A 13,107-nucleotide genomic window follows, 5' to 3' on the forward strand; every position below is an offset into this window, starting at 1 on the left:
AGGTATCGACGCTAGTCTACGAAGGAATCAACGTTGTGTAAATGACCAATTCTACGGGGCCCGCCCAACCCCCGCGTGGTTTGCCGAGATGCCTGCGTCAACGCTTAAGGGTCGGACCCGATGGGTCCGACCCTGTTTGGCTTTGCGGGTCGGCTGGCGCCGCCTTACTTCGCGGCCAGCATGCCCGGTTGAGCCGGCTTGCGGAACCACTCGTCGGTGTGGGCCGTGGCGCCGCCGCTCAAGCCGGTGCTTGCCTGGTACTGCCTCATCTGCTCGCCCAGGGCGGCGACGCTGCCGCCCAGCGCACTTGCCGTCATGTCGGCCGGCATCGTCAACTGGCCGCCCGCGGTGTCCACCGTGGCCTGCGCCTGCGCGTAGCCGCCCAGCGCCTGTGCCAGCGCGCTTACCTGGGTGCCAACCCCGGCGCCCGCCTGGGTCGAGCGCTCGGCCCGGAACCAGACGTCGGCCACCTGGTGGACGCCGCCGTCGGCGGTGGTGAAGCTGGAGCGAAGCCCGATCCAGTTGCCGTTGTCCAGCTCGCTGGCCTTGGTGGCGCCGACGTTCATGCCGGTGATGCCCAGCGCACCCAATGTCCGCAATTCGCCGCTCTGGCTGATGCCGTCCGCGTTGGCGTCCACCCACACGCGCAGGTCGCCGAACTGCGCGTCCTTTGCGTCGACGACGCCGTCGCCGTTGGCGTCGATGTCGGCCAGCGCGGCGAAGCCGTCGCGCGCCTTGCCGCCGCCGCCGGTCGATGTGCCGGTGCTGGTTCCGAACAGCTCGCCGCCGTCGTTGATCGTGCCGTCATGGTTGCGGTCCAGCGCGAGCAGGCCGTCGCCCTGGCCGACCCAGCCGGTGGCGACCTGCTGGCCGTCGGCGTGCAGGTCGAAGCGCACGCCGGCCTCCAGCGCCAGAGTGCGCACGCCGTTGCCGTCGAGATCGAGGATGAGCGGGCTGGTCAGCAATGCCGCGCGCTGCTCGTCGCTCAGCGCGGCGAGCTGGTCTGCGGTGAACGCCCCGGCCTGCGTCATCGTGAAGGCCGACAGCTCGGCCACCGTCAGCGCGGCGACCTGGTCGGACGTCAGCGCGGCGATCTGGATCGCCTTGAGCGAGCGCACCTGCGCCGTGGTGAACGCGGCGACCTGTTGCGCGCTCATGTTGGCGATGGTGGCGCCCGACAGCGCGGCCACCTGCGCCGTCCGCAGCGCGACGATGTCGTTGGCGTCGAGCATCTGGATCTGGTCCGAGTTCAGCGCGTTGAACACCGACGCGTTCAGCGCCACCACCTGCGGCGCCTCCAGGGTCGCCATCTGGCCGGTGGTCAGGCCCAGCGCCTGCGCCGCGCCCAGCGCGGCCAATTGGTTGGTGCGCAGGTTGCCGATCATCTCGGCGCCCAGGCCGGCGATCTGGGCCGACGTGAAGCCGGTCATCTGGCCGGCGGTGAAGGTGTTCAGCGAGCTGAGCGAACCGAGCTGGGTAGTGGTCAGGCCGCGCACCTTGGTCACGTCCAGCCCGGCCAAGGTGCGCGTCGTCAGCGCCGTGAACTGCTCGATCGTGAGCGCGCCGAGCTGGCTGGTTTTGAGCGAGCTCAGTTGCGCCGAGTTCAGGCCGGCGACCGCCGCCACGTTCAGCGCGCCGATTTGTAGCGTGCTCAGCGCCACCAGATTCAGGCCGGGCAACTGCCGGGTGCTCACCGCGCCCAGCTGGCCGGCGGTCAGTTGCGCCACCTGGGTCAGGGTCATCCCGTTGAGCTGCGCCGAACGCAACGTGGCGAAGTGCTCGCCATCGATGGCGCCGATCTGCTGCGTGGTCAGCGCCGCCACCTGGGCGCCGTTGAACGCGCCCAAGGTGCGCAGGCTGTTGATCTGGCCGGTCGACAGCGCGCCGATGTCGGCCACGCTGATCGCTTCGATCTGCGAGGTGTTCAGGGTGGCCACCTGCGCCAGGGTCAGCGCGGCGATCTGCGGCCGGGTCAGGGCGTCGACCTGGGCGTCGCTGAGCGCGCCGATGTCCTCGATCTCGATGCTGGCGATCTGGTCGGTGCTGAGCCCTGCCAGCGCGGTCAGGTTGATGGCGCGCACCTGGGCCGTGCTGAGCGCCGCCAACTGGTCGGTGGTGATGCCGCGCATCTGCGTGAGCGTCAGCGCGCCGACCTGTGCGGCACGCAACGTGGCGAGCTGGTCCATACCGAACGCGACCAGCTGGTCCGTGGTCAGCGCGCTGACCTGGGCGGTGGTGAAGGGCGACAAGGTCGTCAGGCCGGCCAGTTGTTCGTTCGACACCGCCTTCATCTGGGCCGCCGTCAGCGACGCCAGTTCGGCCGTCGACAGCACACCGAACTGGTCGACGCTCAACTGCGAAATTTGCAGGGTCGTCAGGGTCGAGAACTGGGTGGTGCGCAAGCCCGACAGGTCCTCGATCTCCATCGCGGCGATCTGCTCGCCCGACAGGCCGCGCAGCGCGGCGGTGCCCAGCGCGCGCCACTGGTTGACCGACAGCGCCTGGATCTGGTGGGTGGTGAGCGCCTGCACCTGTTTGCTGGTGAGCGCGCCCACCTGCCTGCTGCTGAGCGCGGCCAACTGGGTGTCGTTGAGCGCCTGGATGCGGTCGGTGCTCAGCGCCGCCACCTGGGCCGTGTTGAGCGAGCCGATCACATCGAGCAGCGCGAACTGCTCCGGCGTCAGGTACGCCAGCTGGGCCGGGCTGAGCGCGGCCACCTGGGCGGCGGTCAGCGCCAGCAACTGGCTGCTGGTCATGCTGCTGACCTCGGCCGAGGTGAGCGCGCGGATCTGGGCGGTCTTGAGCGCGGCCAGGTCGAGCGGCTCGAGCGCGGTGAACTGGTCGATGCTGAGCGAGGCGATGGCCCTGGTCGACAGCGCGGCTGCCTGCCCCGGGCTCAGATTAATGATCTGGTCGACGCTCAGCGCGCGCACCTGGTTGACCGTCAGCGCGCTGAGCGCGCCGGTGGTGATGGCGCCGATCTGGTCGAGGCTGAGGGCGGCGATCTGCGCGGTCGCCAGCGACATCAGCTGCGTCGAGCGCAGCGCGGCGATGTCGCCCAGCTCGATCGCGACGATTTGCTCGGCGGTGAGCGCGGCCAGCGCGCGCGTGGTCAGCGCCAGCAGTTCGGCGGTGGTGAGCGCGACGATCTGGTCGGTCGTCAGCAGCGCCGCCTGGGTGTTGCTCAGCGCGGCGATCTGCGCGGTGCGCAGGGTGGCGATCTGGTCGGGCAGCAGCGCCTGCAGCTGGTCGCCGGTCAGCGCCCGCACCTGGACCGTGGTCAGCGCGCGGATGTTGGTCAGCGCGCGCAACTGGTCGGCGCTCAGCGCGTTCAGCTGTTGCAACTTGAGGCTGGCCACTTCCTGGCTCGTCAGCGCGCCGATCTGGTCGGCGGTGAAGGCCAGCAGTTGGTCGGTCGAGAGCGCCTGTATCTGCGCCGTCTTCATGCCCGGGATGTCGGCCGCCTCGATGGCGGCGATCTGCTCGGGGGTGAGGGCGCGCACGGCCGCCAGGCTCAGCGCGCCGACCTGGGCCGCGCTCAGCGCGACCAGCTGCTCGGCGCTGAACACGGCGATCTGCTCGGTCTGCAGCGCGCCGATCTGGCGCGAGTTGAGCAGTTCGAGGTCGGACGCCGTCAGCGCGGCGATGCGCGCCAGCGACATGGCGGCGATCTGCGCCGTCGTGTAGTCGGCCAGGTTGCCCAGCGCCGCGGCCTGCTCGGGCGTCATCGCGCCCAGCTGGGTTTGCGAGAAGGCGGCGATGTCGGCGCTGCTGAGCGCGTGCAACTGGTCCAGGGTCAGCGCGACGATCTGGTCGGTCGTGAGCGAGCGCAACTGCGCGGTGGTGAACGCGGCCAGGTCCTCGACCTCGATCTGCGCGATCAGGGTCGGGTCCAGGCGCGACAGCAGGGCGGTGGCGATGGCGCGGATCTGCCCGGTCGACAGGGTGATCAGCTGGGCGGCGGTCAGGCCGCCGGCCTGGTTTTTCGTCAGCGCGGCCAGCTGGCGCGTGCCCAGGGTGGCGAAGCGCTCGGCCGTCATCGCGCCGAGCTGGTCCGTGCTGAGGGCGGCGATCTGCACGCTCGTCAGCGGTTTCAGGCTCGACAGCGCGGCCAGCTGGTCGGCCGTCAGGTAGCCGATCTGGCGCGTGGTCAGCGCCGAGATTTCCGTGCTGGTGAGGGCGTTGTACTGGTCGGCCGACAGCGCCGCCAGCTGGTCGCTGCCCAGCACGACGAGCTGGCTGGTCTTGAGCGCGGCCAGGTCGTCGCCGGCCAGCGCGGCGATCTGGTCGGTGGTCAGCGCGGCGATGGCCGCGTTCGACAGAGCCCGTATTTGCGCGGTGGTCAGCGCCGGAATCTGGTCGGTGGTGAAGAACTGGATCTGGCTGGTGGTGAACGCGGCGATCTGGGCGGTGCGCAGCGCGGCGAACTGCTCCGGCGTGAGCGCAAGGATCTGGTCGCTCGACAGGCCGGCCACCTGGCGCGTGCTCAGGCTGGCCAGGCTGCCCAGCGCGGCGAACTGCGCGTTGGAGAGCACGGCGATCTGGCGGGTCGTCAGCGCGCCGATCTCCTGGCTGGTCATGCTGGCCAGTTGCACCAGGGTCAGCGCGGAGACCTGGTCGGTCGTCAGCGCGGCGACCTGGTCGGTCCTGAGCACGACGATGTCGGCCAGTTCGATAGCGGCGATCTGGTCGGTCGTCAAGGCCGCCAGCGCGGCCGTGGACAGCCCGCGCACCTGGCGCGTCTCAAGCGCGACGATCTGGTTGGTGCTGATCGCCTGCAGCTGGGCGCTGGCCAGCGCGTTGAGCTGGCGCGTGCTCAGGGTGGTGATCTGGCCCAGGCCAAGGCTGTCGATCTGGGTGCTGGTCAAGGCCCGGATCTGCAAGGTGGTCAACGGCGCCAGCGAGGCCAGGCTGCCCAGTTGGGCGGTCGAGAGCGCGGCGATCTGCGCGCTCTTGAGGCTGGCCATGGCGCGCGTGCTCAGCGCGGCGAACTGGCCGGCGGTGAGCGCGGCCAGCTGATCGCTGTTGAGGATGGTGATCTGGTTGGTGCCGAGCGCGGCGATGTCGACCGCCTCGATCGCGGCCACCTGGTCGGTCGACAGCGCGGCCAGGGTGGCGGCGTTGAGGCTGCGCACTTGCCCCGTGCTCAGCGCGACGATCTGGTCGGTCGTCAGCGCGCCCACCTGGACGCTGGTCAGGCCGGCGATCTGGTTGGTGCGCAGGGTGGTGATCTTGTCGAGCGCCAGGCTGGCGATCTGGTCGGTGGTCAGCGCGGCGATCTGGCGGCTCGTCAGCGGCGCCAGGTTGGCGAGGCTGGCCACCTGGTCGGTCGTGAGCGCGGCGATCTGGCGCGTGGTCAAGGCGGCGATGTGCTGCGTGCTCAATGTGGCGAACTGGGTGTTGGTCAGCCGGCCCAGCTGGTCGGTGGTCAGCGCGGCGATCTGGCGCGTCGACAGCGCCAGCACGTCGGCCAGCTCGATGGCCGGTACCTGGTCGGAGTTCAGCGCCGCGATCTGGGCCGAGCCCAGCGCGCGGATCTGCGCGGTGGTCAGCGCCACCACGGCGTTGGTGGTCAAGGCGCCGATCTGGTCGGTCGTGAGGGCGGCGATCTGGCGCGTCGTCAGGCTGGCCAGGATGCCCAGCGACAGCGAGGCGATCTGGTTGGTGGTGAGCGCGGCGATGGAGGCCGTCGAGAAGCTCGCCAGCGACGACAGCGCGCCGATCTGGTCGGTGGTGAGGGCGGCCTTTTGCTCGGCCGTCAGTGCGGCGATCTCCTGGGTCGTCAGCACGGTGATCTGGTTGGTCGTCAACGACGCCACTTGGTCGGTCGACAGCGCGGCCACTTGCCGCGTCGACAGGCTGGCCAGCACCGCGTAGCTGAGCGCGACGATCTGGTCGGTGGTCAGCAGGCCGATGTTGGCGGTGGACACGCCGCGCACCTGGGCGGTGGCCAGGCCGGCGATCTGGTCGGTGGTCAGCGCGATCAGCTGGTCGCTGTTGAGGGCGGCGATCTGGTTCGAGCGCAAGGTGCGCAGGTCGGCCAGGTTCAGGTGCGACAGCTGGTCGGTGCTGAAGGCGCCCAGTTGGCGGGTCGACAGCGCGGCCAGGGTGGCCAGCGCGTCAATCTGGGCGTCGTCCAGGCTGGCGATCTGGGCGGCCGTCAGCGCGGCCACCTCGGCCGTCGTGAGCGCGCGCAACTGGCGGCTGCTCAGCGCGTCGAGCTGGTCGCTGCCCAGCGCGGTGATCTGGCGCGTGCTCAGCGCGATGATCTCGTCGAGGCGCAGCGCGGCGATGCGGTCCGTGCCGAGCGCGGCGATACGGTCGGTGCCCAGCGCGCGCAGTTGCGCCGTCGTCATCGCCTGCACCTGGTCGCTAGTCATGGCGGCGGCCTGATCGACGCTGAGCGCGGCGATCTGGGTCGTTTGCAGCGAGGCGAAGTCGGCCGTGCCCATCTGGGCAATCTGGTCGGTCGTCAGGGACGCCATCTGGCGCGAGGTCAGCGGCGTGAGCGCGCTCAAGGCGGCGATCTGGTCGCTGTTGAGCACGGCCAACTGCTCGGCGTCGAGCGCGCGGATGCCCGCCGTGCCCAGCACGGCCAGCTGGGCGGTGGTCAGCGCGACGATCTGGGCGGTGCCCAGGCGCGCCAGTTGCGCCGTGCGCAGCGCGCGGAAATCGCGCGTTTCGATGGCGGCGATGGCGTCGGTGGTGAGCGCGGCGATGGCGTCGGTGCTCAGCGCCACCAGTTGCGCGCTGTTGAGCGCGACGATCTGGTCGGTGGTGAGCGCGGCCGACTGGTCGCTGTCGAGCGCGCCGAACTGGCGGGTGGCCAGCGCGCTGAAGTCCTGCGTCGTGATGCTGGCGACCTGGGCGGTCGTGAGCGCGCGCACCTGGCGCGTGGAGAGCGCGGCGATGAAGCGCAGCGCGTCGATCTGGTCGGTGGACAGCGCGACGATCTGGTCGGCCGACAGCGCGACGGTGCCGGCGGTGTCGAGCGCGGCGACCTGGGCGGTGCCCAGCGCGGCGATCTGGTCGCTGGTGAGCTGGTTGATCTGGTCGGTGTCGAGGCCGGCGATATCGCGCGTTTCGATGGCAGCGATCTGGTCGGTCGAGAGCGCGGCCATCGTCGCCGAGCCCAGGCCGCGCAGTTGCGCGGCGCTCAGCGCAACGATCTGGTCGGTTGTCAGCGATTGCGCCTGTTCCAGCGACAGCGCGCGCAGCTGGCCGCTGGTGAGCGTGCCGACGTGGCGCGTCGTCAGCGACGCCAGCTGGCCGGTGGTGACGCCGGTGATCTGGGCGCTCGACAGCATGGACAGGGTCGACAGCGCGTTGACCTGGTCGCTCGTGAGCACGCCGATCTGGTCGGTGTCGAGGGCGGCGACGGCGGCGCTGGCGAGCGCGCCGAACTGGTCGGAATTGAGGGCGACGATCTGGTCGGTCGACAGGCGCGCCACCTGCGTCGATTGCAGCGCGGCGATGTCGCGCGTTTCGATCTGGCCGATCTGGGCGCTGGTGAGCGCGTTGAGCATGGCGGTGGACAGGCCGCGGTACTGGGCGGCGGTCAGGTCGATGATCTGGGTGGCCGTCAGCGCCTGGACCTGTTCGGGGGTCAGCGCCGCCAGCTGGGTGCTGGTCAGGCCGACCAGGTCGCGCGTTTCCAAGGAAACGATCTGGTCGGTGGTGAGCGCCGTCATCTGCAAGGTGCCCAGCGGCGCCAGGCTCTTGAGCGCGGCGATCTGGTCGGTGCTGAGCACGGCGAGCTGCTCGGGCAACAGCGCGGCCAGGTTGTCGCTGCTGAGCGCGACCATCTGGTCGGTGGTCAGCGCGGCCAATTGGTCGTTGTTGAATACGCGGATCTGGCCGCTGGTGAGCCGCGCGACGTCGCGCGTTTCCAGCGCGGCCACCTGGTTGGTGGTCAACTGGGCGAGCATGGCGGTGGTCAGCGCCATGACCTGGGCGGTGGTCAGACCGGCGACCTGGTCGGTGGTGAGCGCTTGCACCTGCTCGGGCAGCAGCGCGGCCAGCTGCGCGCTGCTCAGCAAGGAGACGGTCCTGGTCGTCAGTGCGACGAGCTGGTCGGTAGTCAGCGCGGCCATCTGCGCCGAGTTCAGCGGCGCCAACGACGCCAGCGCGACGATCTGGTCGGTCGTGAGCACCGGCAATTGGTCGATGGTCAGGGCGGCGACGGCGTTGCTGCGCAGCGCGTGCACCTGGTCGGTGGTGAGGCCGGCGAGCTGTTCGCCGTTGAGCAGGGCGATCTGGGCGCTGCTCATCCAGACCAGGTCGCGCGTTTCGATTGCGGCGATCTGGTCGCTGGTGAGCACGGCCAGCGAGGCCGTGGCCAGGGCGCTGACCTGCAAGGTGCTCAGGCCGGCGATCTGGTCGGTGGAGACCAGCGCCAGTTGTTCGGCCGTCAAGGCGTTGATTTGCTGCGTGGACAGGCGCGCCATAGCGGCCGTCGCCAGCGAGGTCAGCTGGTCGACGCCCAGCGCCCGGATGGCGCCGGTGCTCAGCGCCACCAGCTGGCGCGTGACCAGCGCGTTGAGCTGGTCGGTGGTCAGGTAGGAGACCTGGTTGGAGCCGAGCGTGGCGATCTGCAGGGTTTGCAGCGCGCGCAGGTCGTCGGTCTCGAGCGCGGCGACCTGCAGGTGGTTGAGGGTGTTGAGCTGGCGGCTGGTGAGTGCGGTCATCTCGCGCGTGCTCAGCGCGACGAGCTGGTCGGTGCTCAGCAGGGCGATCTGGCCGGTGGTGAAGGCGGCCACCTGGGGCAGCGACAGCGCCGGCACCTGGTCGGTGGTCATGCCGGCGAGGCCGTCGGCGGTGAGGGCCCCCAGTTGGCGCGTGCCGATGGCGCGCAGTTGGTCGGTGTTCAGCACGCTGAACTGGTCCGAGCTGAACGCTGCGATGTCTTCGGCCGTCAGGCTGGCGATGCGCGCGGTCGACAGACTGGCGATCACCTCTGTTGTCATGCCTGTAATAATCGAAGTCATTGCTGGGTCTCCCGGGGAGCTTCCATGATACGCACTAAATTGCCACATGGAAACCAATTACTGCCGAACGACGATTGAACTTCGCTATGGCGCCGAGCCCGGTTGTCGAACCGGCACGTTTGCCGGGGCGACGGGAGGGGGCCGCTGGGACCAGGTGCGCGGCATCAGCCGCGCCCGTTCAATGCCATCCAAAAAGAGGTTCTGTACCGGCGTCGCCAGGTACGGCAGTGTCATGGCGACCACCAGCAAACCCACACCTAAAGTGATCGGAAAACCGATGCCAAACAAATTCAAGGCCGGCGCCGCGCGCGTCAAAATCCCGAGCGCGACGTTGGTGATCAACAACGCCGCCACGATCGGCAGCGACAGCTGGACACCGGTGCTGAAGATCCGTCCGCCCCAGTCGGCCAACTGCTTGAAGCCGCCGCTGTAGATCGGTGCGGCCGACACCGGCAACGACGAAAAACTCTCCACCAGCGCCGACAGCAGCACCAGGTGGGCGTTGACGGACAGGAAACCCAGGGTGGCCACCAGCGCCAGGAACTGGCTGATCGCCGACGAGCGCCCCTGCGTGTTCGGATCGAAGAACGTCGCGAAGCCCAGGCCCATCGTCAGGCTGGAGATTTCCCCCGCCATCTCGACCGCGGCGAAGATGATGCGGATGCTGAAACCCATCGCCAGCCCGATCAGCATCTCCTGCGCCAGGATCAGCAGCCCGGCCAGCGACATCGGATCGGTCGCCGGCAGCGCCGGCACGGCCGGCGCCACGATCGCCGCCAGCATCACCCCCAGCATCACCTTGACGCTGGCCGGCACCGCCTTGTTGCCGAACAGCGGGGCGGCCGCCAGCAGGCCGAGGATGCGCGTGAGCGGCCACAGCAATCCTGCGATCCACATGTTGATATCGGCACTGGCGATGGTAATCATGAGGGTTTGTTAGGGTTTGTTACCAAGCGTTACATTTCCCTCTGGAACTAATGGCATTTAGCCAACAAGGTTGGGAATGCCGCTGAACACCTCGCGCATATAGTCGAGCATGACCGACAACATCCACGGGCCGGCCACGACCAGCGCGACGAAGATGCCGACCAGTTTGGGGATGAACGACAGGGTCGCCTCGTTGATCTGCGTGGCCGCCTGGAAGATGCTGACGATCAGGCCGATGATCAGCGCCACCAGCAGCATCGGCGCGGCGATCATCAGCGTGACCTCCATCGCGTGGCGGCCCAGGGTCATGACGCTTTCGGGTGTCATCGCGGCCTCCTAGTAGAAACTTTGCGCCAGCGAGCCGAGCAGCAACTGCCAGCCGTCGACCAGCACGAACAGCATCAGCTTGAACGGCAGCGAGATGACCGCCGGCGACATCATCATCATCCCCATCGACATCAGCACCGACGCCACCACCATGTCGATGATCAGGAAGGGGATGAAGATGGCGAAGCCGATCTGGAACGCGGTCTTCAGTTCGCTGGTAACGAACGCCGGCACCAGGATGCGCAGCGGCACGTCCTCGGGCCCCTGCAGCGCCGGGCTGCGCGAGAGCTTGACGAACAGCGCGAGGTCGGCCTGGCGGGTCTGTTTCATCATGAATGCCTTGAGCGGCGCGGCGCCCTTGTCCATGGCGTCGGTCATGGTGATCTTGTTTTCCTGCAGCGGCAGATAGGCCTCGTTGTAGATCTTGTCGAAGGTCGGTCCCATGACGAACAAGGTCAGGAACAGCGCCAGGCCGACAATGACCTGGTTCGGCGGCGCCGACTGCGTGCCCAGCGCCTGGCGCAGCAGCGACAGCACGATGATGATGCGGGTGAAACAAGTCATCAACAACAACGCTGCCGGGATGAACGACAGCGCCGTCATCAACAGCATGGTCTGCAGCGGCAGGGTGTAGTTGGTGCCGCCGCCCGGCGCCGGCGTGGCGTTCAGCGCCGGGATGCCGATGTTCGATTGGGCCGCCGCCAGCAGCGGCAGCGCCAGCGCGCCGGCCAGCAGCAGCGCTTTGAGCGCGCGCGACTTGGCGCCAGGCTGATTATTTCGCATTGCGCTTGTCGATCGTTTGTTTGAACCACTCGGCGAAGTTGGCCGTCTGCAGGGTGGCCGGCACCGCTTCGGCGTTTTCCTGGCGCGGCATCGTCGCCAGCGCGTTCATGCGGCCCGGCGAGGCGCCCACGACGATCCATTGATCGCCCACCTCGACCACCAGGATGCGCTCGCGCGTGCCCAGGCTCAGCGAGCCGACCAGCTTGACGGTGCCGCCGGCGCCGCCCAGGTTCTTGGGACCGAAGCGCTTGAGGAACCAGGCGCCGCCCACCAGCAACGCCAGCACGAACAGCAGCGCGAAGGTGGTTTGCATCAGGCTGCCGGCGCCCGGAGCCGCCGGCGGCGGCGTCGGAATCGTCATTGCCAGCGGGCCGGGCGGGGTGGTCGCCGGTGTCGCCGCCGGCGCCGTCGTGGCCGGGGCGGTCGGGGCGGTGGTGGCGGTGGTAGCGGGTTCGGCGGCGGCCGGGACGACCGGCGTCACGGTGGGGGCCGGTGTGGCCGCGGCCGGTGCGGAAGTGGCCGCCTTGTCGGCGGCCGGCGCGGCGGTGGTCTGCGCCATCGCGGGCGCGGCGGCCAGGGCCGCCGCGAGGATCAGGGAGAAGGTTGGTCCGTGCTTCATTTATTCAGTTTTCGGATACGTTCGGATGGCGTGATGATGTCGGTCAGGCGGATACCGAACTTGTCGTTGACCACCACCACCTCGCCCTGGGCGATCAGGCAGCCGTTGACCAGCACGTCCATCGGCTCGCCGGCCATGCCGTCGAGCTCGACCACTGAGCCCTGCGCCAGTTGCAGCAGGTTCTTGATGGCGATCTTGGTGCGGCCCAGTTCGACCGTCAGCTGGACCGGAATGTCGAGGATGAAGTCGATGTCGTTGTGGGTCTCGGTCTTGCTCGGCGTGCCGGAGAAGTCCTTGAAGACGGCCGCGCTGGCGGCCTGCTGCGCTTGCTGCGCCTGCAGGGCTTCCGCTTCAGCCTGGGCTTGTTCGGCGATCGCGGCGCCCCAAGGGTCGTCCATGCTTTGATCGTCGTCTTGATTATCCGACATGTTTCTCTCCTGTGTTGCGGTTACCGGCGGCCAACGCCGCGGTCTTATTTATTTAAGGTTATCGGCATTGGCGAGCAATTTCTCGACCTTCAACGCGTATTGTCCGTTCATCACGCCGTAGCTGCAGTCCATCACGGGCACGCCGTCGACGGTGGCCGAGATCAGCTCCGGGATCGTCAGCGGGATGATGTCGCCCACCCGCATGTTGAGGATCTCGTCGAAATTGACCTTGGCCGTGCCCAGCGAGGCGACCACCTCGACCTCGGCGATCTGGATTTGCTGCGTCATCAGGCGGATCCAGCGCTTGTCGACTTCCAGCGCCTCGCCCTGCAGGCTCGACGTGAGCGAATCGCGGATCGGCTCGATCATCGAATACGGCATGCAAAAGTGGATCTGGCCGGAGACCGATCCCAGCTCCACGGTGAAGGTCGACGCCACCACCACCTCGTTCGGGGTGGCGATGTTGGCGAACTGCGTGTTCATTTCCGAGCGGATGTACTCGAACTCGACCGGATAAACCGGCTCCCACGACTTGGTGTAGGCCTCGAACACGATATCGAGGATGCGCAGGATGATGCGCTGCTCGGTCTGCGTGAAGTCGCGGCCCTCGACGCGGGTGTGGAAGCGGCCGTCGCCGCCGAACAGGTTGTCCACCAGCAGGAACACCAGGCCCGGATCGAACACCATCAGCGCCGTGCCGCGCAGCGGCTTCATGTGTACCAGATTCAGGTTGGTCGGCACCACCAGGTTGCGGATGAATTCGCTGTACTTGGAGACCCGCACCGAGCCCACAGAGACCTCGGCGCTGCGGCGCAGGAAGTTGAACAGGCCCACGCGCAGCAGGCGCGCGAAGCGCTCGTTGATAATCTCCAGGGTCGGCATCCGGCCGCGGACGATGCGTTCCTGCGTGGCCAGGTTGTAGGTCCGTACGCCGGCCACGTCCTCTTGCTGCTGGGCGTCGTCCTGGTCGCCGTTGACGCCCTTCAGAAGGGCATCGACTTCTTCCTGGGAGAGAAAATTATCGGCCATGGTGGAT

The 13,107-nt window shown here is 68.3% G+C and carries 7 protein-coding genes; all 7 read right to left on the reverse strand.

The window, feature by feature from the left end:
* Positions 1-164: 164 nt before the first annotated feature.
* The 7 genes from NHH88_08670 to fliM all read right to left on the reverse strand — a co-directional run bounded on the left by NHH88_08670 (position 165) and on the right by fliM (position 13,100).
* Complete coding sequence (locus NHH88_08670; protein USX15837.1) at positions 165-8,987, reverse strand: iron-regulated protein frpC; 8,823 nt, start codon at positions 8,985-8,987, stop codon at positions 165-167.
* An 84-nt stretch (positions 8,988-9,071) separates the two neighbouring features.
* On the reverse strand, positions 9,072-9,914 hold the full coding sequence (gene fliR, locus NHH88_08675) for a flagellar biosynthetic protein FliR (protein USX15838.1): 843 nt from the start codon (positions 9,912-9,914) through the stop codon (positions 9,072-9,074).
* Positions 9,915-9,971: 57 nt separating this feature from the next.
* Complete coding sequence (gene fliQ, locus NHH88_08680) at positions 9,972-10,241, reverse strand: flagellar biosynthesis protein FliQ (GenBank protein ID USX15839.1); 270 nt, start codon at positions 10,239-10,241, stop codon at positions 9,972-9,974.
* A gap of 9 nt (positions 10,242-10,250) precedes the next feature.
* The gene (gene fliP, locus NHH88_08685) at positions 10,251-11,024 is read right to left on the reverse strand and encodes a flagellar type III secretion system pore protein FliP (protein ID USX15840.1); all 774 of its coding nucleotides are present in this window, start codon (positions 11,022-11,024) and stop codon (positions 10,251-10,253) included.
* The gene (fliO, locus tag NHH88_08690) at positions 11,014-11,643 is read right to left on the reverse strand and encodes a flagellar biosynthetic protein FliO (protein ID USX15841.1); all 630 of its coding nucleotides are present in this window, start codon (positions 11,641-11,643) and stop codon (positions 11,014-11,016) included. Before fliO ends, fliP begins: the two co-directional genes overlap by 11 nt.
* Positions 11,640-12,071 carry a flagellar motor switch protein FliN gene (fliN, locus tag NHH88_08695; GenBank protein USX15842.1) on the reverse strand — a complete coding sequence of 144 codons (432 nt, stop codon included), beginning with the start codon at positions 12,069-12,071 and terminating at the stop codon, positions 11,640-11,642. The genes fliO and fliN overlap by 4 nt, the downstream gene beginning before the upstream one ends.
* Before the next feature lie 48 nt (positions 12,072-12,119).
* Positions 12,120-13,100 carry a flagellar motor switch protein FliM gene (gene fliM / locus NHH88_08700; GenBank protein ID USX15843.1) on the reverse strand — a complete coding sequence of 327 codons (981 nt, stop codon included), beginning with the start codon at positions 13,098-13,100 and terminating at the stop codon, positions 12,120-12,122.
* Positions 13,101-13,107 lie beyond the last annotated feature (7 nt).

This window comes from Oxalobacteraceae bacterium OTU3CAMAD1 (genome assembly GCA_024123915.1).
In the GTDB taxonomy this organism is placed as follows: domain Bacteria; phylum Pseudomonadota; class Gammaproteobacteria; order Burkholderiales; family Burkholderiaceae_D; genus Rugamonas.